The following is a 21,132-nucleotide window of genomic DNA, read 5'->3' on the forward strand; positions in this document are numbered from 1 at the left end:
CCGCGCTTGCCTCCGGGACACCGCGGGCCTCCCGGACTTGCCCGGCACCTTCGGCTTCCCCGGTCCTCCCGCTTCCGTCAGCGGCTTCAGGTCCCCCGGCGAGGCTCTCGTCGTCCTCACCGATCCCGCCGCGCCCTGTCTCATCGGCGTCCGCCACCACGCGCCCTCGCTGGCCGCCGCCGTGCCCGCCTTGCTGGACGAGGCGCGGCCGGAGGTGGTGCTCGTCGAGCTGCCGGCGGAGATGCAGGAATGGCTGGGCTGGCTCGGGCACGAGGAGACCCGGGCGCCGGTCGCGCTCGCCGCCGCGCCCGGTGACGGACGGGGAGGCGCGGGCCCGGCGTTCTACCCGTTCGCCGACTTCTCGCCCGAGCTCGCCGCGGTGCGCTGGGCCGCCCGGCACGGCGTCCCGCTGATCGCCTGCGATCTGCCGCTCGCGGACCGGGCGTGGGGCGAGGGTCGCGGTGGCGCGGAACAGGGCGAGGCCGCCCTCGGACTGACCCGTGCCCTGCGGGCCGGGCTCACCGGCCGCCCCGGGGACGATCTGTGGGACCGGCTCGTCGAGGCTGCCGCGCCGGGCTCGTCGCCCGAGGCGCTGCGCCGGGCTGCCCTGCTGACGGGGTGGGCGCTGCGTGAGGAGGCCGCCGCCGGCGGCGGGGTTCCGGAGCTGGACCTGCGGCGGGAGCGGTGGATGCGGTCGCGGATCGCCGAGGCCACCGCACACGGCGAGCGCGCCGCCGTGGTCGTCGGCGCGTTCCACGCCCCGGCGCTGACCGGAGCGGCCCTCGCCGACCAGGACGAGAACACGGACCGGCAGACTGAGGTGCGGCGGACCGGGGCCGAGCGGCGCGGCAGCACGGACCGGCACACGGAGGAGCGGCAGGCCGGAGCCCACCAGGGCGGAAACACCGACCGACACACGGAAGAACGGCAGGCCGGGGCCGCGCAGGGCGAAAGCACGGACCGGCACACGCAGGACCGGCAGGCCGGGGCCGAGCGGGGCGACAGCACGGACCGACAGACGCAGGAGCCGCAGGCCGGAGCTGAGCGGGGCGGAATGCCTGCGGAGGTGCGGCGGGCCGGGGCCGGTAAGGGGTCGGCCTCTCCTTCGACGGACGGCGGCCCGGTCGGCGACACGGCCGGCCGGGGAGCCGCCTGGGTCACCTCGCTCATCCCGTACGCCTACACCCTCCTCGACGAACGGTCCGGGTACCCGGCGGGAATCCGGGATCCGCAGTGGCAGGAGACGGTGCTGCGGGCGGCGGGCGATCCGGCGGCGCTGGAGGAGGCGCTGGTGCGGGCCGCCGTGCGGATCTGCGTGGAGCTGCGAGAACTCGGACACCCGTCGGGGCCGGCGGACGCGCGCGAGATCAGTCGGCTGGCCTCGGACCTCGCCCGGCTGCGCGGGCTGCCCGCGCCGGGCCGGGGCGAGCTGGTCGAGGCGGTGCAGACGGTCCTCGCGCAGGGCGAGCCCTATGGACGCGGGCGGGCCGTCGCGCGGGCGATGGAGCGGGTGCTCGTCGGGTCCCGCACCGGCCGGCCCGCACCGGACGCTCCGCGCTGCGGACTGGCCCCTGCGGTCGAGGGCGAGACGGCCGCACTGGGCCTGCCGGGCCCGCAGGACTCGGCAGGCGCGGCCCGGGATCTGCGGCTCGACCCACTGCGGTCCGACCTCGACCGGCGCCGGGAACTGCTGTTGCGTCGGCTCACGGTGTGCGGAGTGCCGTACGGGGAAGCGAAGGAGGTGGTCGGCGCGGGCAGCGCGCAGGCCCTCACCTCGCGCTGGGAGGTGCGCTGGACGCCGGCGACGGCGGCCATGCTGACGGCGGCCGGCGTACGGGGCGTCACCGCGGCCCAGGCCGCCGAGGGCGTGCTCCGGGAGCGCCTGCGCACGGAACGGGACGAGGGCGGGCCGACCGCCGCCCAGATCCTCCAGGGGCTCGGGGAGGCCGCGGAGTGCGGGTTGCCGGTGCTCGCGGACGAGCGGCTGGACGATGTCGCCGAGGTGCTGCCGCAGGTCGGCACGCTTCCCGAACTCCTCGCCGCTCTCGCCCTGTCGGACCGTCTGCGGTCCGGTCATGTGCCGGGACTCGGCGTCGACGAGGGGCGGACGGCGCGGGCGGCCGCCGTGACCGAGCTGCTCACCTCGGCGGCGGTGCGTCAGGTGGACGGGCTGACCGGGTCCGAGAACCCGGCCGACGCGCACGCGCTGCTGGAACTCGCCCATCGTGCCGACCTGTTGGGCGGGGTCCGGCTCACCGACGCGCTGGCCCGCCTGGCCGCCGACGGCTCGCCGCTGATGCGCGGCGCCGCGGGAGCCGTCCGCGTGCTGCTCGGGCAGGAGGACGCGCGCGCCTTCGGCGACCGGGTCGCGTCCTGGGTCGACGGGGCAGTCGATCCCGACTCGCGCTCGGCTCTGACGGCCCGGTTGAGCGGGCTGCTGACCGCCGCGGGCCCGCTGCTGGAGGCGGCGGAACCGGCTCTGACGCCGTTGCTCGACCGTGTCGCCGCGTTGCCCGACCGGGAGTTCCTGGACCGGCTGCCGGCGCTGCGGGGCGGTTTCGAGACGCTGAGCCCCGCGGCCCGCGACCGGCTTCTCGCCTCCGTCGAGGAACGTCTCGGCGTCCGGCGCGTCGGGGACACGAGGGGCGTCGACCCGGTCGCGCTCGCCGTCTGGGCCGACGCCGACCTCGCCGCGCGCGACGTCCTGCGCACGCTGTGCCTGCTGCCGCCGTCGGGGGCCGGCGGCCGGATGTCGCCCGCTCCGGAGGCCGCCTCCGCCCCCGCTCCTACGGCGGTCCCTCCCGCGATCCCCGCCTCCGTTGCCGTCGCTGCCGAGGACGCGTCCCGCGAGGAGGACCGCCGCCTCGCCGCCGACGACCGGTGGCGGCTCGTCCTGGGGCGGCGCGCCGACCGGCTGCCCGCGTCCGCCCGCCCGTTGGCGACGGCCCTGGACGAGCTGTACGGCAGCGGACGCGGTGAGGGCAGCAGAGGGGATCTGACAGGCCCGGGGACCGGCGGCGGGCGGGAGGCGCCGTATCCCGGGGCGCGGGAGTGGTCGCAGGAGCTGGCCGCGCTGTTCGGACCGGGCATCCGGGAGGAGGTGCTGGCGGCGGCCGCGTCGGCGGGCCGCAAGGACGTCCTCGCGGAGCTGGACGCGGACAGCGTGCGCCCGTCGGTGGAACTCCTGCACACGGTGCTGCGGCATGCAGGAGGGCTTCCCGAGGCCCGGCTCGCCGCGCTGCGCCCGCTTGTGCGACGGCTCGTCGAGGAGCTGACCCGGGAGTTGGCGACACGACTGCGTCCCGCACTGCACGGTACGGCCCTGCCGCGCCCGAGCCGACGGCCCGGCGGCGGCCTCGACCTGCCGCGCACCCTGCGCGCCAACCTGACGACCGCACGGCGCGGCCCGGACGGCGTCGTGCGGGTCGTCCCCGAGCGCCCGGTGTTCCGCAGTCGGGGGCGGCGGGCCGCGGACTGGCGGCTGATCCTGGTCACGGACGTGTCGGGGTCCATGGAGGCTTCCACGGTGTGGGCCGCGCTGACGGCGTCGGTGCTGGCCGGGGTGCCGACCCTGGCGACGCACTTCCTGGCGTTCTCCACGGAGGTCATCGACCTCACCGGCCACGTCGAGGACCCGCTGTCGCTGCTGCTGGAGGTCAGTGTGGGCGGCGGCACGCACATCGCGGCGGGTCTGCGGCAGGCCCGCGAACTCGTCACGGTGCCGTCCCGGACCCTGGTCGTGGTCGTCAGCGACTTCGAGGAGGGCTATCCGCTCGGCGGGCTGCTCGCCGAGGTGCGGACGCTCGTCGGCTCGGGCTGCCATGTGCTGGGCTGCGCGAGCCTCGACGACACGGGCCGACCGCGTTACTCCACCGGCGTCGCCGGACAGCTCGTCGCCGCGGGCATGCCCGTCGCCGCCCTCAGTCCGCTCGAACTCGCCCGTTGGGTAGGGGAGAAGATCGCATGAGCCCGGACCTGTTGCCTCCGGTCGCCCCGTCCGTCACCGCCGACCTGGTCGAGGCGCTGTCACCGAGGCTGCGCAAGCGTCTGGACGCCGGCGTCGCCAAGCTGGCGGCCCGTCCGGTCGTCCGTGACGGGGACACCGTACGGATCGCCGTCGACGACGGCACCGACCTCGAACTGCACGCCCCGCACGGCGTGGTGACCACCACGGACGGGATCCGCTGCGGTTGTCTGCTGGCGCCCGACTGTCTGCACCGCGCGGCGGCCGCCTCCGCCGCGCCGGTCGCGCAGGACGCCCCGAGGGCCCCGGCCGCGGACCCCGTCCCGGCCGGGCAGCATCCCGAGTCGGCACGAGAGGGCGGGCTCGGACGAGGGCGGTCGCCGCGGCCGGACACGGCGGCCGGGACCACCACCCCCGACGCGCTCCCCACCCCCTACGCGCCCGCCGCCACCGATGCGGCCTCCGCCCCCGATGGGTCCTCCGGCTCCGATGCGCCCGCCGTCCGCGACGCGCGCACCGCCGATCTGCCCTTCCCCGATCAACTCACCGCCGCACAAGCCGTGTTCGACGCGGCGGCCGCCGTGCTCGACGCCGGGACGGACGGCTCCGGCGCGGTGCTCCAGGCGGCGCTGCTGCGGGCCGCGCACACCGCGCGCCTCGCGGGACTGCCCCGGGCCGCCGCAGCGGCGGTCTCCGTGGTCACCGGGGTGCGCGCGGCCCGTTGCGCCGACCCGGCCTACCGGCTGCCCGAGCTGGCGGACGCGCTCCGGGAGGTCCTCGCCGTGGCGCACCGTCTGCCGTCCGCGAGCGGCCCGGCGCTGGCCGAACTGCGGGGAACGGTACGGCAGCCGTACACCCCGGACGGTTCGCTGCGCCTGTACGGGGTCTTCTCAGAGCCCGTGCTGACGACGACCGGTCACGCGGGCGCCGTCACCTGGACCGCCGACGCCGGCGGCCGCCTGTACACGGTCTCCGACGTGGCTCCTGGCGGGCCCGGCCGGGCGACCGGCGCCGCCGACCGGACCGTGCGGCTCGGCGACACCGCGCTGACCCACCGTGAGCTGGCGCGCGCCGGCCTCGCGGTGTCCGGCGCGACCGTCTCCCCGACCGGCCGGCTCGGTGCGGGGGCCCGCGTGCGGGCGGTGCGCGCCTCCGGCGCCGACTGGAGCGCGGAACCGCTCGACCGACTGTGGACGGTCCCCGTCGCCGAGCAGGTCGCCGACTCCCTGGCCGGTGGCCGTGACCTGCTGTTCCTCACCGTGACCCTCGCGGGCGCGGTCCGGGAGGCGACGGGCGACTGTCTGCTGGCCGACTGCGAGGGGCGTGCCCTGCGGCTCGTCGCGGCCCACGACCACCCTGCCCTGCCCTACCGCGACAATCTCCGGCTGCTGGCCGCCGCCCGCGGCAGCCGCCTGCGGATCGTCGCCCGGCTCACCCCGGGGCCGCTCCCCCGCGCGCTGCTGCTCGCCGCCGAACACCCGAGCCGGCCCGACGCCCGGGTGGACCTGGGCCTGGACCGGCTCCGGCACGCCGATCTGCCGCCTGTGACGGCGGTCCCCGCCCCGGCCGCCGTACCCGTGGCGGACGAGGCTCCCCTGCACCTGCTGCGCCGGCGCGTGCACCAGACCGTGTCCGGGGGCCGCCGGGTGCTGGCCTTCCCTGGCGGCGGGACGGGGGACGGGTCGCGGCTGCGCCGTGCGGGTCTCGGTACCGCGGGCGACCTTCTGGACGAACTGGGGGCCGGCGCCGCGGACCGCTCCCGCGACGCCTTCGGCCGGCTGCTGCCCGCGGACACGGGCCGCTTCGCCCGCGCGTGGCTGGCCTCGGCCCTCTACACCGGCGAGGTCGAACGAGCACTGTGCGCGGCGGCGTGGGGTACCGAGAGGGGGGTGACCGCCCCGGCGTTTTAGGTCAGGATCTGACCTCGATCGCTCCTACTGTGGTTCTCGACCGCGGAACAGGATCGACCGAGGACAGAACTATGAGCGACTCCCCCACCCCCACCCCGTCCCTCACCGGCGAGCGCGCCGATCTGCTGGCGGCACTGACCAAGAGCCGTCACTTCCTGCGCTTCACCACGCGTGACCTCACCGACGAGCAGGTCGGACAGCGGACCACGGTGAGCGAGCTGTGTCTCGGGGGCCTGGTCAAGCACGTCACCGCCGTCGAGCGGAACTGGGTCGGCTTCATCCTCGAAGGCCCGTCGGCGATGCCCGACTTCACGAAGATGACGAAGGACGACTGGGCCGCGCGAGCCGCCGAGTTCCGGATGCTGCCGGGCGAGACGCTGACCGGCGTGCTGAAGGAGTACGCCGAGGCGGCCTACCGCACGGACGAACTGCTCGCCACGCTGCCCGACCTGGACGCGGAGCAGCCGCTGCCGCCGGCCCCCTGGTTCGAGCCGGGCGCGCGACAGACGGCCCGCCGGGTCCTGCTGCACATCGTCGCCGAGACCGCCCAGCACGCCGGGCACGCGGACATCATCCGCGAGGCCATCGACGGGGCGAAGAGCATGGGCTGAGGCCGGCCGGCCGCAGCGGCGTGCACCCGCCAGCCGCGGGGCGGAGCGGCTCTGCGCGCAGCCGGAGGCTCTCCGCGCGGGCGGGACGGCTGAAGCGCCGCCCCCGCGCGGTGGCCCCGCCACACCCGCCGTCCGGCTCAGCGGCCCATGCCGATGAGACCCGTCAAGTAGCGCCAGAGCGAGGAGCGTTGCCGGATCGCCGGGTCCGGCAGCGTCGGGTCCGGTGATGTCGGGTCCGGTAGGGCCGGGTCCGCCGCCGTCGGCTCGGACGGTTCCGCGTGCGGCACCGTGTCCGTGGCCGGGCTCGACTGCGGCCCCGGCGTCGCGGCGAGTTCGTACCGTACCGGCAGCGAGCGCAGGCCGCGCATGAACGGCGAGGAGCGCCACGGCAGTTGGTCGACGGGCAGGGCCAGTTCCAGGTGGGAGAACCGCTCGAACAGCCGGCCCACGCCGACCGCCGCGACCGTCGAGGCGAGTTCGCGCGCCGGGCACTGGCGGCGGCCCGCGCCCCAGGCCAGGTGCGCCCGCGTGCTGACCGTGGTGCCGGGCTCCACATGACCGGCGAACAGCGGGTCGGCGTGCGCCGCCGCGGAGGAGACCCACACCGGGTCGCCAGCCCGGATGACCTGGTTGCCCAGCGGGGTGTCCCGGGCCGCGAACCGCGGCACGAAGTTGACCAGCGGCGGCTTGCGCATGACCACCCGGTTCATGCTCTCCCGGACCATTCCCGCGGACAGGCTTGCCCGGGCGCCGCCGCCCTCGCCGGAGATGACCTCGACCACCGTGTTGGAGATGAGGATCCCGACATGGTCGGAGGTCATGCCCAGCAGCATGAACAGCTCACGGGCCAGCTCGTCGAGCGACAGGTCGGGGTGCGCCGCCAGCAGGTACGAGGGGAAGTCCTCCCCCGGCGTCCGCAGCTTCACCGCCGCCAGTTCCGCGAGTGCCGCCAGCAGTCGGTCCAGGGCCGGTTCGGCGTCCGGTCCCGCGTCCAGAACCCGCCACATGTCCATGAGCGCGTCGTCGCCCTGGGACCCGGGGAACCCGAGCAGACGGCTCGCGACCATCAGCGGCAGCGGGCGGGCGAACTGGGCGGACAGATCCGCCAGGCCCGTGCCGCCGGCCTGGCCCACCAGAGTGATCAGCTCGTCGGCGTACGCGGTGACGGCCGTCTTCAGGCGCTTGGCCTGAGGGTGCCGCGGGTCCTGGAACGGCTTGAGCGCCGCGTCCCACGCCGTGCGCAGCGCCGGATAGCCGGGACCGCCCTGGATCAGCACGTGGTTGACCTCGAGGGACGGTCCGAGCGGCCAGTCCGCCGGCACCCTGCCCTCCGAGCGCGCCCGCCAGTTCTCCAGCCCCTTCGGCCACGCGGCGTCGTCCTGGAGCACCTCGAGCGACTCCCGGTAGCCGAGGACCAGCCAGGCGGGCACGCCCAGCAGGTCGACCGGCGCGACCGGGCCGTGACGCTGCCGCAACCGCTCGTACACGAGGGAGGGGCGTGTCTCGTAGTCCCGGGTCAGGAGCGGTTCGAGAGTCATCGTCTCCAACCGCGCGCCGTCGAGGTCCACGGATCCGCCGTCGTCCACCTGCGATTCCACTGCTCTGCCGCCCCCTTGGCACTCCCCATACCGGCGCGTCGTCGATCGGCAGCCGGAACCGGGGGGACCCTATCCCAGGCGCCGGCCGCGGGGAACGGCCGGGGCTCGGACGGAACACCCGTCAGGAGCCCACGGACGGCGAGCGACCGAAGGCGCCGGATCGGCGATTGCTTGTCACGGCAGGACGAAGCCGCGCCCGCCGGCACTCATCTCACGCAAACGCGAGGGCGATCGCTGGGGGTCACCGCGGAGTCGCTGCCATATTCGAGAACCACTTTCGGAGGTGGCTGTGACGCGAGAGGCGACAACTCCCCAGGCGACCACGACCGGTTCGGCGGACGGCACCGCCGCGCGTATCGCGGACCTGGCATGCCGTCAGGAGCGGGCCGCGGTGGCGGTCCCACCGCGCAGACGCGGGGCGCTCGGCGCGCGGGAGCGGATCGAGCGGCTGCTGGACCAGGGGTCCTTCACCGAGACCGGCCTGTTCGTCCGGGCCCGGTCGACGGGGGACGGCGCCCGCCGGCCCGACGGCGACGGGGTGGTCACCGGGTACGGCACGGTCGACGGACGTTCCGTCTGTGTGTTCGCGCAGGACTCCACCGTATTCGGCGGCAGCATGGGCGAGGCCTTCGGCGAGAAGACGGTGGCCCTGATGGACCTCGCACTGAAGACCGGTTGTCCGGTCATCGGGCTCAACGACTCCGGGGGCGCCCGCATCCAGGAGGGCGTCGCCTCGCTCGCCCTCTACGCCGAGCTGGTGCGCCGCAACGTGAAGGCGTCGGGGGTCGTCCCGCAGATCTCGGTCGTCCTCGGCCCCTGCGCGGGCGGGGCCGCGTACTCGCCGGCCATCACCGACTTCACCGTGATGGTGGAGGGCGTCTCGCACATGTTCGTCACCGGCCCCGACGTCATCGAGGCGGTCACCGGTGAGCGCACCACCGCCGAGGAGCTGGGCGGCGCACGGGCCAGCAACTCCGTCAACGGCAACGCCCACTTCCTCGCCGCCGACGACGAGGACGCCCTGGACATCGTCCGCGACCTGCTGTCGTACCTGCCGTCCAACAACCTCACGCGGCCCCCGGAGTACGCTCCCGCGGCCCCTCCCGGCGGGGCGGGGCTCGACGAGGCGGTGCCCGACCGGACCGGTCAGGCCTACGACATGCGCGACATCCTGCGGGCCGTCGTCGACGACGGCGAACTGCTCGAGGTGCAGGAGTTGTTCGCGCCGAACATCGTCTGCGCGCTGGCGCGGCTCGAGGGCGCCAGCGTCGGCGTCGTCGCCAACCAGCCGCTGCACGCCGCCGGCGTCCTCGACATCGACGCCTCCGAGAAGGCGGCCCGGTTCGTGCGGTTCTGCGACGCGTTCGGCATTCCGCTGGTGACCTTCGCCGACGTCCCCGGCTATCTCTCCGGCGTCCACCAGGAACGGGCCGGCATCATCCGCCGCGGCGCCAAACTGCTGTACGCGTACGCCGAGGCGACGGTGCCGAAGGTCACGGTGGTGGTGCGCAAGGCGTACGGCGGCGGGTACGCGGTCATGGGCTCCAAGCACCTGGGCGCCGATCTCAACCTGGCCTGGCCCACGGCGCGCATCGCCGTCATGGGCGCGGAGGGCGCCGTCGGCGTGCTGCACCGGCGGGAACTGGCCGCCGCCGACGACCCAGAGGCGCTGCGGGCCCGTCTCGTCGCCGCGTACGAGTCCGTCCACGGCACCCCGTACCCCGCCGCCGAGCGCGGATACGTCGACGCCGTCATCCGTCCCCGGGACACGCGTGCCCAGCTGTGCCGCGCGCTGCGTGCGCTGCGCGGCAAACGCGCCCCGATGCCGGACCGCCGGCACGGGAACATCCCGCTCTGATCCGGCCCGACCCGCCGACCCGCGCCCCCTGACCCGCCGCCCCCGGCCCCCGGCCGAACCGTGACGTGACGTGAGGAGCCACGCCCGATGGACAGCCGCCCCCCGCTCATACCCGCGTACCGGACTCTGCCCGAGTACGTGCGGCACTGGGCCGAGACCATTCCCGACCGCCGGGCGTTCACCTTCGTCGACCATCCCGCCGCGCGCTCGCGCGGCGTGCACCGCACCCTGACCTGGCAGGGCCTGGACCGCAGGGTGCGCGCGCTCGCGGCCCGGCTCGCCGGCGATGCAGCGCCGGGGTCCCGGGTCGCGCTGCTGTGCCCGCAGGGCACGGACTACGTCACCGCGTTCCTCGCGTCGCTGAGCGCGGGGATGGTCGCCGTGCCGATGTATCCGCCCGGCCTGGCCGGGCACGCGGACCGGCTGGCCGGCGTCCTGGCCGACGCGCGCCCCGCCGTCGTGGTGACCTCGGGCCGCGCCCAGGCGGAGGTGGAGGCCTTCTGCGGGCGGTCACGGACGTCGCGGACGCCGGTGGTCGCCGCGGACCTGGTGTCCGACCTCTCCGCCATGACCTCGCCGTCCGCGCTGCCCGCGCCGCCCGGGCCGCCTGACGCGGGGGCGACCGCCTATCTGCAGTACACCTCCGGTTCCACCCGCGCGCCGGCGGGCGTGGAGATCACCCACGCCAACGTCGTCGCCAACGCCCGTCAGGCGCTGACCGCCTACGGCGCCGACAGGCATCCGGTGACGTGCGTGGGCTGGCTGCCGCTCTATCACGACATGGGGCTCGTGCTGAGCGTCGCGGCACCGGTCGTCGCGGGTCATCCGTCGGTTCTCATGGACCCGACCGCGTTCCTGCACGAACCGGCCCGCTGGCTGCGGCTGCTCGCCGCGCATCCGCACGCGGTGAGCGCGGCGCCGAACTTCGCCTACGAGTACTGCGCCACCGCCGTGACCGACGTGGAGAAGGCGGGCCTCCGGCTGGACGGCGTCGCCGCGTTGGTCAACGGCAGCGAACCGGTGCGGCCCGGCACCGCCGACCGCTTCCACGCCGCGTTCGCCGCCCAGGGGCTCGCCGCCGACGTGCACTGTCCGTCGTACGGGCTCGCCGAGGCCACCGTCTTCGTCAGCGCGTCCGCCCCCGGCGAGCCGCTGCGCCGGTTCGCCCTCGACCGGGACGCCCTCGCCGCCGGAAAGGCCCTGCCCGCCCGGCCGGACGACGCCGACGCCGTGCTGCTGACCGGCTGCGGCGCTCCGGTGGACCAGCAGGTGCGCATCGTCGATCCCGTCTCCCGCACCGCCCTGTCCGAAGGGGAGGTCGGGGAGATCTGGGTGCAGGGCCCCAACGTGGGGCGCGGCTACTGGGGCAAGGAGCCGCAGAGCCGGCGGGTGTTCGGCGCCGAGCTCGCCGGCGTCCCGGGCGGCTGGCTGCGCACCGGCGACCTGGGGACGCTTCTGGAAGGCCAGTTGACAGTCACCGGACGGCTGAAGGACCTCATCGTCGTGGACGGCCGCAACCACTACCCGCAGGACGTGGAGGGCACCGCCCAGGACGCGCATCCGGCCGTGCGGCGCGACCGGCTCGCCGCCTTCGGCGTCCCCAGCGCCCGGCGCGGCGAGGGCGAGCGGGTGGTGCTCGTCGCCGAGCACGCGCGGACCTCACGCCTCGACGACATCGACGTGCCGGCTCTGGCGCGGGCCGTGCGTGCGGCCGTCTCCGCCCGGCACGGGCTGCGGCTCGCCGACGTCGTCCTCGTCGCCCCGGGCGCCGTGCCCCGCACCTCCAGCGGCAAGGTGTCGCGGGCGCTGACCCGCACCCGCTATCTCGAGGGCGCATACACGGCGCGGAGCGCGGGATGAGGGCCGCCGACGAGGAGGCGCTGCGCCGCCTGATCACGGACCGGGTGACAGCATGGCAGGACGGGCTCACGAACGCCGTGCCTGCGGACGGGCATGCGGATGCGCCGACGGACCTGCCCATGGACGTACCCATGGACCTGCCGCTGGCCGACCTCGGGATGTCCTCGCGGGACGCGGTCGTGCTGGCCGGGGAGCTGTCCCGGCTGACGGGCCGTGAGCTGCCCGCGACGCTGCTCTGGGAGGCGCCCACCGTGGAGGCGCTCGTGGCGCACCTGTGCGCCACGGCGTCGCAGCACACCACAGCGCACCTCACCGCAGCACGGCACACCGCCGCGGAGCATGCTTCCGTGGCGCTCGCGGCCCCTGTCCCGGCGGGGCTCGGCGAGCCCGTCGCGGTCATCGGGGTGGGGTGCCGGCTGCCGGGCGGGGTGCGCGGGCCGGCCGGCTACTGGCGGCTGCTGTGCGAGGGCGTCGACGCGATCGGGCGGGTCCCCGCGGACCGCTGGCGCGACTTCGCCGCGTTCCCGCCGGACGACGCTCCGACGCACGGCGGCTACCTGGACGACGTGGCCGGATTCGACGCCGACTTCTTCCGCGTCACCCCGCGCGAGGCCGCGGTGATGGACCCGCAGCAGCGGATCCTGCTGGAGGTGGTCCGCGAGACGCTCGACCACGCCGCGGTGCCGGCCGCCGCCCTCGCCGGCACGGCCACCGGTGTCTTCGTCGGCGTCAGCGCCGCCGAGTACGGACAGCTCACCGGAGCCGAAGCGGCGGACGTCGATCCCTGGGCGCCGGCCGGCGCGGCGCTCAGTGTGACGGCGGGACGGCTGGCCTACGCGCTGGACACACGCGGGCCGAGCATGGCCGTCGACACGGCATGCTCGTCCTCCCTGGTCGCCCTGCACCACGCGTGCGTCAGCCTGCGCACCGGCGAGAGCGACACGGCGATCGCCGCCGGGGTCAACCTGCTGCTGTCGCCCGTCGTCGGCGTCGCGTTCGGACAGGCGGGCGCCCTCGCGCCGGACGGGCGCTGCAAGCCGTTCTCGGCGGCGGCCGACGGCATCGGCCGCGGCGAAGGCTGCGCGGCCGTGCTCCTGAAGCGGCTCTCCGACGCCGAGCGGGACGGCGACCGCGTCCTCGCCGTCGTGCGGGCCACCGCCGTCAACTCCGACGGCCGCTCCAACGGGCTGCTGGCCCCCAATCCCGCAGCACAGCAAGCCCTGTTGGCGACCGCGTACGGGAAGGCGGGGCTGGTCGCGGCGCACGTCGACTACGTCGAGGCGCACGGCACGGGCACTCCGCTCGGCGACCCGATCGAGGCGGGCGCGCTGGACGCTGTGCTGGGGGCGGGCCGCGACCCCGAACAGCCGCTGCTGCTCGGCTCGGTCAAGGGCAATCTCGGCCATCTGGAGGCCGCGGCGGGCCTCGCCGGGCTGGTGAAGACGGTCCTCGCCCTCCACCACGACCTCATCCCGCCCTCCCTGCACTGCGCGCATGGAAGCGCCGTGGGCGAGGCGCGGCTGCGGGTGGTGACCGAGCCCGAGCCCTGGCCCCGCTACGGCGGCACGGCCACCGCCGGCGTCTCGGGATTCGGCTTCAGCGGCGCCAACGCCCATGCGGTGCTGGAGGAATGGCGGCCCGACGTCCTCCCGCGGCCGGTCGAGGAGCCGGCCGCCCGGCTGCATCTGCTGTCCGACGTCGACGCCGAGCGGGTCAGGGACACCGCGGGCCGGCTGGCCGCGTGGCTCCGCGCACCCGAGGGGAGGGCGGCCCGCCCGGCGGACGTGGCGCGCACGCTCGCCGGACGCACCGGCCGCGGACCCGTGCGCGCCGCTGTCGTCGCCCACGACGGGGACGAACTGGCCGACGCCATGGACGCGTTGGCGCAAGGCCGCCCGCATCCGCGCGCGGTGACCGGTGACCGTGATCTCGTGGGACGCGGCCCGGTGTGGGTGTTCTCCGGATACGGCAGCCAGTGGCCCGGCATGGGACGCCGGCTGCTGGCCGAGGAACCGGTGTTCGCCGCCGCCGTGGAGAAACTCGACGCGCAACTCGCCGGCGAATGCGGGTTCTCCCTGCACGACCGGCTGACCTGCGAAGACCCCCTGGACTGCCTGGAAATCGCCCAGCCCGTGCTGTTCGGGGTGCAGGTGGCGCTCGCCGAGGCGTGGCGCGCGTACGGGGTGGAACCGGCGGCCGTGATCGGCCACTCGATGGGCGAGGTGGCCGCCGCCGTCTGCGCGGGCGCGCTGGAAGTGCCGGAGGCCGCCAGGGTGATCGCCGTACGGGCCCGGCTGCTGAGCGGGCTGCGGGGCGGCGCGATGGCCGTGGTCGAGGTGGACGACGGCGAACTCACCGCTCTGCGACGGGACTTCCCCGGCGTCCAGGTCGCCGTCCACTCCTCGCCCCGGCAGAAGGTCGTCACCGGGGACGAGTCGGCGGTCGCCGGGCTGGTACGCCGGCTGGAGGCGGAGGGACGCGCCGCGCGGGCCATGCGAGTGGCCGGCGCCGGGCACTCGCCCCAGGTCGAGCCGCTGCTGCCGGAGCTGACGGGCGCCCTGGCCGAGGTCCGGGGGCGGCGTCCGCAGGTGCCGGTCTACTCCACCGTCCTCGACGACCCGCGCGGCGACTGCGCGTTCGACGCCGCCCACTGGTCCGCCAACCTGCGCCGACCGGTGCGTCTGGACCGGGCCCTCGCGGCTGCGGCGGCCGACGGCCACACCGCGTTCGTCGAGATCTCACCGCATCCGGTCCTGACGGTGCCCATCGCCGACACCGTGCCCGGCGCCCTCGCCGTGGGCTCCCTGCGCCGCGACGCGGACGGCGGTGCCGCGTTCCTCACGCAGGTGGGCGCCCTGTACGCCGCGGGACTGCCGCTGCCGGCGTCGGCCGGCCGCGTCGTGGACGTGCCCGCGCCGCGCTGGCGGCACACCCGGCACTGGTGGACGGACGGCCGTCCGCGCAGCCCGGGACAGGCTGGGAGCGGCCTGGCGGGGCACGCCCCTTTCGTCGCGTGGGCCGGCCCACAGGCACGGGCTGCCGCTTCCGAGGCCGGGGAGGCGGACCCGGTCGGGCACGCGGACCGGGTCGGGCGGGCAGCAGCCGTCACGGAGTCCGACGGGGCCGCCTCCGTCGCCGCCCGTCTCGGCCGTCACATCGCGGACGTCACAGGTCATCCGCCGGCCCGGATCACGCCCGCCACCGCGCTGGCCGACCTCGGGTTGGACTCGCTGATGGCCGTCCGCATCCGCACCGCCGTGGAGCGCGAGTTCGGGATCGCGCTGCCGCTGCGCGACCTGCTCGGCGCGGCCACGGTCGCCGAAGCGGCCGAACGCGTCCGACAGGCCCTGCCCACCTCGGAGGACGGCCCTTCACAGGACGGCCTCTCGGAGGACAGGCCCTCGCAGGACGGCCTCTCAAAGGACGGTCCCTCGCCGCAGCACCTCCTGCGCCTCCTGCGCCCCGGCGGCGCGCGTCCGCCGCTGTTCCTCTTCCACGCGGCCGGGGGCGCCTCCGACGTCTACCGCACCCTCGCCGAACGGCTGGGGGACGTCCGCCCCGTGCTGGGTGTGGAACGGCTGGAGGAGGCCGGCACCGTGCCGGAGAAGGCGCGCCGCTATGCCGAAGCAATCACCGTCGCCCGTCCCGACGGCCCCCTGCTGCTGGGCGGCTGGTCCTTCGGCGGCTTCCTCGCCCAGGAGACGGCGCGGCTGCTCACGGACGCCGGACGGGCCGTGGAACTGGTCGTGCTCATCGACTCGGTGCGCCCGCTGCTCCCCCCGCCGGGTCCTGCCCGGGCCGACCGCGTCCGCGCGCACTTCGCGGGGTTCGCCCAGCACGTCGCGGACGTCTACGGGGTCCGTCTGCGGCTGCCCTACGACGAGCTCGCGGCGACGGACGACGACCGTGAGCGCATCGACCTCGTCCTGCGGTCCCTTCGCGCCGCCGCCGACGTACCGGCCGCCGCGCTGGAGCACCAGCGGGCCTCCTATCTGGACCTGCGGATCGGCGAGGCCCACCGCCCCGGCCGGTACGACGGTCGCGTGGTCCTGTACCGGGCCGGCGAACCGGCTCCGCACACCGTGCGCGACCCGGCCTACGAACGCGACGACGAAGCCCTCGGCTGGGACGCCGTGTGCCCGGATCTGACAGTGGTGCCGGTCCCGGGGCACCACCTGTCGCTGCTCGACCCCCCGCACGTCGACGAGATCGCCGCCCACCTGCGGCAGCTGCTCGACGCGTCGGGCGGAACCGCCGAACCGCACTGAGGAGCCGCCATGCCGCACCGCACCTCCGCACTGTCCCGACGCGCCGTCACCAAGGCCGCCGCCGCCACGGGGCTGGCCGCCCTGTTCGGCGCCCACACCACGACGACGGCCCACGCCACGACCACGTCCCACGCCACTGCGACTGCTCGAGCCACGGCGACTGGCCGGGCCGCCGCGACGGCCCGGGCCGCGGTCCGGCTGGGACCGCGCACCGTCGACATCTCCGTCTCCTCTCCGGCTCTGGGCCGCCGTGCGCCGCTGCGGCTGATCCTGCCCACCGGCTTCGACTCCCGGCCCGAGCGGACCTACCCCGTGCTGTATCTGCTGCACGGGGCCCACGACGACTACACGTCCTGGACCCGGGAGACGGACATCGAGGCCTTCACCGAGGGCCGCGACCTGATCGTCGCCATGCCCGACGCGGGCCCCACCGGCATCCCGTCCGCGTGGCGGGGCGGCCCCGACTACGAGACCTTCCAGGTGCGGGAGGTCCCGGCACTGCTCGCCCGCGACTACCGCGCCTCCGGCGTGCGGGCCGTCGCCGGCGTCTCCACCGGCGGCTACGGGGCGATGGCGCACGCCGCACGGCACCCGGGCGCGTTCGCCGCCGCGGCCTCCTACAGCGGCATCCTCGACACCACGGCCCCCGGGGTGCCGCCGCTCGTGGACGCCATCGTGGCCCGGGAGAACCTGCTCCCCCCGTCGCTGTGGGGCAACCCGATCCTCAACGCCCCGACCTGGCGCGACTTCAATCCGCGGGCCCGTGCGGCCGGACTGCGGGGCACTCCCCTGTACGTGTCGAGCGGCAGCGGGGTGGTCGGCGGCGCCGGCGACTGGCTGCCCGAGGCGCTGGAGAGCACGCTGTGGCCCTCCGCGCACGGCTTCACCGGCGCGCTCACGCTCCTCGGCATCGCCGTCACCACCCACTTCTACGCGGGAGGAGGACACAGCTGGACCTACTGGCGGCGCGAGTTCACCGCCTCCTGGCCGATGCTCGCCGGTGCGCTGGGGGCGAGGTGATGTCGGTGCAGCCGGGGTACGGAACGGAGCGCAGGGGTCGTTCGTCCTACCCAGGACGTCCCCCTCGCCCCACGGCCACCGGTGCCTGGGCGAGCCGTCTCCGGGTGAAAGGAGTGTCCGCCGTGGCCGTCCCCGCTCCGCGCGGCGAACCCGTCGATGCCCGAACCGCTCCGGTGCCACCGGACCTGGCCGAGCTGCTGCGCTCCGACCTCGAAGGCGTGGCCGACGAAGTGGAGGAAGAGGTCCGCAGACAGGTCCCCGAATACGGGGGGCCGGCCGCCGCAGTCCAGGGCCGCCACATCAGGTCCGGCGTGGTCCAGGCGCTCACCCTGTTCGTCGACCACATCGCCGACCCCCGCGGCCAGGACGCCGCCATCGCCGCGACGTACTACGAACTCGGCCGCGGTGAAGCCCTCGAAGGGCGCAGCCTGGACGCGCTGCAGTCCGCGTTGCGCGTGGGCGGGCTGCACGCCTGGCGGCGGCTGAGCCGCACGGCTGAGGAGGTCGGGCTGGACTCGACGGCTGTGGCGGCCCTCGGCGAACTGGCGTTCCGGACCGTGCACGAGGTCGCGGAGGCGGCCGCCGCCGGATACGCCGAGGCCCGGTCCCGCAGCGCCGACGAGTTGGAGCGGCGTCGCGGGCGCCTGCTCGACCTGCTGCTGGGCGACGGGCCGGTGTCCCCCGAGGCGGTACAGGAGCTGGCGCACGCCGCACGCTGGCGGGTGCCCGCGCAGGTCGCGGTCGTCGTGCTCGCCGCCGGCGCCGACCAGTACGCGCAGGACCCGCCGCCGGCGACGCCCGGGGCGCTGGCCGACATGGAGTCACGGCCGCCGCGGGTGCTGGTCCCGGACCCGGAGGGCGCCGGCCGGTTCGGCGGCCGGTCCTTCGTCCTCGGTCTGCGGGGACGTCCGGCGGCGATCGGTCCGACGGTCCCGGTCGCCGAGGCCGCGCACTCGCTGCACTGGGCGACGCGCGCGCTGGGCCTGATGGGCCGCGGGATCCTGCCCCGGCAGGGCGTGGTGCGCTGTACCGATCACCTGTCGACGCTGCTCCTGCACAGTGACGAGCCGCTGCTCGGCCACCTGGCGGCGCGCGCCCTCGCGCCCCTCGACGCCGTCTCCGAGGGGCAGCGGGCCAGACTGGCCGAAACGCTGCTGGCCTGGCTGCTGAGCGGCAGCAACGTGCCCGACGTGGCCGCCCGGCTGCACATCCACCCGCAGACGGTCCGCTACCGGCTGCGTCAACTGGAGAAGCTGTTCGGCGACGCCCTGCACGATCCCGGCGCCCGACTGGACCTGATCCTCGCCCTGCGCTCCACGGCTGAGCGCGACGGAGACTAACTTCGCCACAATAAAACGCGGGTTTTCTGAATTCCCGTCCATAACACCCGTCCAGGATACGCGAATACCTTCGGGACTGTCCTTTTCCATTGGCGCCCAACGCGCCGCACCCTCAAAGGATCCCCATGCGTATTCGCTTGTGCCTCGCCGCGCTCTCCCTCGCCGGCGGGGTCGGACTGACCGCTGCCCCGGCCTCCGCGGCCTCCGCCGCCGCCTGTTCGGACATCGACGTCGTAGCAGCTCGCGGTACCTTCGAACCGGGCACGCTCGGACTGATCGTCGGCGACCCGGTGTATTCCGCCCTGCAGAAGAAACTGACAGGAAAGAAACTGTCCAGCTACCGGGTGAACTATCCCGCCGACCTTTCTCTTACATCGGCCGCACAGGGAAACGCCGATCTGGTGAACCACGTCAAGGCGCAGGCCGCGGCCTGTCCCGCTCAGCGCTTCGTACTGGTCGGCTATTCGCAGGGGGCGAACGTCGTGGACAACTCCCTGGGCATCAGCAGCGCCGGCGCGGTGGTGGGCAGTCCCATCGTGGCGACCCTTCCCGCGGCCGTCGAACCGAAGGTCGCCGCGGTCCTGCTGTTCGGCAACCCGATCCGGGCGCTGGGCAAGAGCGTCACCGGGGTCTACCAGAGCCGCACCGTCGACTTCTGCGCCGACGGCGACCCCATCTGTGAGAACGGCGGGGACGACGTGCTGGCGCACCTCGGCTACACCTCCGACGCCGGCGCGGCGGCCACATTCGCCGCGAGCAGGATCTGAGCGTCGGAACACGCGCACGCGACGGGCCCGGGAGGTTCTCCTCCCGGGCCCGTCGCGTGCGCGGTGGGTGCTAGGGGTGGATGTGCGTGCGGGGGGGGTGCTCGGGGTGTGCGGGGCACGGTGGCCGACGCCATGGTCTGACCGGCGTCGGCCACCTGCACCGCACCGCCCGCTATCGCGGAGCGCGGGCGAACGCGGCAAGGCCGGCGGACACCGGCTCGGGCCGGCCGTCGTTCTGCACCGGCGCCGCGGTCAGCACGTCGAGATGCTGGTAGCCGGACGCCACCAAGGGATGCAGGTCGGCCGGGATGCGGCCGGCGAGCAGTCCGTCGCCCGCGAGCACTGTGAGCGTCGGATTGGCCGTCAGCCCGCCGGGATGGACGACGAGCCTCTTCACCTGAGGCGACGTGCCCAACTGGATGTCGGTGATGAGCTTGGTGGGGAAGTACTGCTCGGTGAAGTCCAGCGGCTGCTCCGCCAGACTGCGGGCCAGTTCCCGGATGTCGGTGACCTCCTTGCCCGCCCCGGTGAACGGCGTGCCGTCGGCCGACCGGTACCCGGGGTCGTCGGCGTCACCGACGCGGTCGTAGTTCCGCCAGGTGTACAGCGGCCCGTGAGATTGCCCGGGGATGGCCTTGTACTCGACGCCGAACAGCTGCGTCGGCTGCGCACTGCCGTTGGCGGCGGGGAACTCCTTGTCCACGACCGGCCCGCCGTCGAAGAAGCCCACACTGCTCTGCAGGAACGCCAGCGGCACGGACTGATCGTCCATCAGCGCCCCGAGCACGGCGGCGTTGGTGAGCCGGAAGTCCTTCACCGCGGGTGAGCCGGTGAGGAACGCCGCGGCGTCCTTCGAGAACAGGAACCGGTTGGTGGCCTCGATGTTGAGGCCAGAGGGCAGGTAGGCGGGCAGGTCCGCCTCGGCGTCCGGGTCGTGCACGGCCCCCAGGCCGGCGATGGCGAGCAGGGTCATGGTCTCCGGGTTGAGCAGGACCGGCGCGGACAGCGAGCGCGGGAGCACTCCGGTGTCGAGGCCCGCCTGCACCGCCGCGTAGCCGAGTCCGACGTCCGGCAGGCCGGTGTCGTCGGGGATGCTGCCGCTCAGATCGTCCAGGGAGGTGGAGACCGTGGTGTCCAGGGCGAAGTAGCCGGCGCACTGGTTCTGGCCGGCGTCCGCCGTGGTGGCGGGGTCGCCGTCGAAGTCGGCGGCGGCGAAGTACCCGGTGATCACGCCGCCCAGCGAGTGCCCGCCGCACAGCAGCTTGCTCCTGCGCACGCTGCGGTCGGGCAATTCGGCGACGAGCAGGTCGTACTGGTCCCGCACGGTCTGTTCGATGCCGAGCTTCGCCATCCACCCGAGCCGGGCGTTGCCCGCGAACCCGTCGAAGGTCCGGCCGCCGACCTGCCGACCGCGGTAGTAGTAGTCGACGGCCGCGTGCTGGTCGCCGGAGGCGATGCCGGTGCGGTCCTCCAGACAGTTGGAGCGCCGGTCCAGCGCCCAGAACTCGATGTGCCGGCCCTGCGCGGCGGCCTTGGCGACGGTGCCGCGGGCGACGCTGTCGAAGGCTCCGGCGCCCTCCAGGATGCCCGGCTGGGCCACGAGGATCCGGTCGGCGTCGGCCGACGCGCCCGGCCCGTCCGCAGACCGGTAGCGCAGATACGACAGCCAGTCGCACGCCGCCGGACGGCTGCCGAACGACGACGGCAACGGCGCCTTCACCCGCACCATCGACTCGGTCACACCGTCGGCCGGGTGCGTCGACGCCACGGGCGTCTCGGTGCGCGTACCGGCCCCCTGGGCATTCGGGACGGCTCCGGTGAGGGCCCCCGCGGTCAGCAGCGCCGCCAGCGCGGCGCCTCGCCATGTCCTGCCTCTGCGGGGACTCGTACGCGTCTTCACGGGCTTCAGCGACGTCATGGACGTCGCGGGCTTCAA

11 protein-coding genes are annotated in these 21,132 nt (G+C 75.1%); 9 read left to right on the top strand and 2 right to left on the bottom strand.

Going from position 1 to position 21,132, the window contains the following annotated elements; genetic code table 11:
- The first annotated feature begins 37 nt into the window (after positions 1 to 37).
- From QA802_RS03530 to QA802_RS03540, 3 genes are all read left to right on the top strand, one after another.
- Positions 38 to 3,967 carry a vWA domain-containing protein gene (locus tag QA802_RS03530; RefSeq protein WP_443042256.1) on the top strand — a complete coding sequence of 1,310 codons (3,930 nt, stop codon included), beginning with the start codon at positions 38 to 40 and terminating at the stop codon, positions 3,965 to 3,967.
- Positions 3,964 to 5,874 carry a hypothetical protein gene (locus QA802_RS03535; RefSeq protein ID WP_334518053.1) on the top strand — a complete coding sequence of 637 codons (1,911 nt, stop codon included), beginning with the start codon at positions 3,964 to 3,966 and terminating at the stop codon, positions 5,872 to 5,874. Before QA802_RS03530 ends, QA802_RS03535 begins: the two co-directional genes overlap by 4 nt.
- A gap of 71 nt (positions 5,875 to 5,945) precedes the next feature.
- Positions 5,946 to 6,485, top strand: a complete 540-nt coding sequence (locus QA802_RS03540) for a DinB family protein (protein WP_334518055.1) — start codon at positions 5,946 to 5,948, stop codon at positions 6,483 to 6,485.
- A 137-nt stretch (positions 6,486 to 6,622) separates the two neighbouring features.
- Here the strand turns inward: QA802_RS03540 and QA802_RS03545 are convergent, their stop codons facing one another.
- The gene (locus tag QA802_RS03545; RefSeq protein ID WP_334518057.1) at positions 6,623 to 8,083 is read right to left on the bottom strand and encodes a cytochrome P450; all 1,461 of its coding nucleotides are present in this window, start codon (positions 8,081 to 8,083) and stop codon (positions 6,623 to 6,625) included.
- Positions 8,084 to 8,372: 289 nt separating this feature from the next.
- On the opposite strand from QA802_RS03545, the gene QA802_RS03550 reads away from it, so the two are divergent.
- The 6 genes from QA802_RS03550 to QA802_RS03575 all read left to right on the top strand — a co-directional run bounded on the left by QA802_RS03550 (position 8,373) and on the right by QA802_RS03575 (position 19,196).
- A complete protein-coding gene (locus QA802_RS03550; RefSeq protein WP_443042257.1) occupies positions 8,373 to 9,941 on the top strand; it encodes an acyl-CoA carboxylase subunit beta in 1,569 nt (522 codons plus the stop codon).
- Positions 9,942 to 10,028: 87 nt separating this feature from the next.
- Entirely contained in the window at positions 10,029 to 11,801 is a 1,773-nt protein-coding gene (locus tag QA802_RS03555) for a fatty acyl-AMP ligase (protein WP_334518061.1), read from the top strand.
- Positions 11,798 to 16,069, top strand: a complete 4,272-nt coding sequence (locus tag QA802_RS03560; RefSeq protein ID WP_334518063.1) for an acyltransferase domain-containing protein — start codon at positions 11,798 to 11,800, stop codon at positions 16,067 to 16,069. Before QA802_RS03555 ends, QA802_RS03560 begins: the two co-directional genes overlap by 4 nt.
- A gap of 9 nt (positions 16,070 to 16,078) precedes the next feature.
- The gene (locus QA802_RS03565) at positions 16,079 to 17,089 is read left to right on the top strand and encodes an alpha/beta hydrolase (RefSeq protein WP_334518065.1); all 1,011 of its coding nucleotides are present in this window, start codon (positions 16,079 to 16,081) and stop codon (positions 17,087 to 17,089) included.
- 122 nt (positions 17,090 to 17,211) lie between these two features.
- Entirely contained in the window at positions 17,212 to 18,429 is a 1,218-nt protein-coding gene (locus tag QA802_RS03570; RefSeq protein ID WP_319166969.1) for a PucR family transcriptional regulator, read from the top strand.
- Positions 18,430 to 18,554: 125 nt separating this feature from the next.
- Complete coding sequence (locus tag QA802_RS03575; RefSeq protein ID WP_334518070.1) at positions 18,555 to 19,196, top strand: cutinase family protein; 642 nt, start codon at positions 18,555 to 18,557, stop codon at positions 19,194 to 19,196.
- A gap of 172 nt (positions 19,197 to 19,368) precedes the next feature.
- On the opposite strand, the gene QA802_RS03580 is transcribed toward QA802_RS03575, so the two are convergent.
- Positions 19,369 to 21,114, bottom strand: coding sequence for a hypothetical protein (locus tag QA802_RS03580; protein WP_443042258.1), 1,746 nt, complete (start codon positions 21,112 to 21,114; stop codon positions 19,369 to 19,371).
- Positions 21,115 to 21,132 lie beyond the last annotated feature (18 nt).

The sequence above is a fragment of the Streptomyces sp. B21-105 genome (genome assembly GCF_036898465.1).
Classification (GTDB): domain Bacteria; phylum Actinomycetota; class Actinomycetes; order Streptomycetales; family Streptomycetaceae; genus Streptomyces.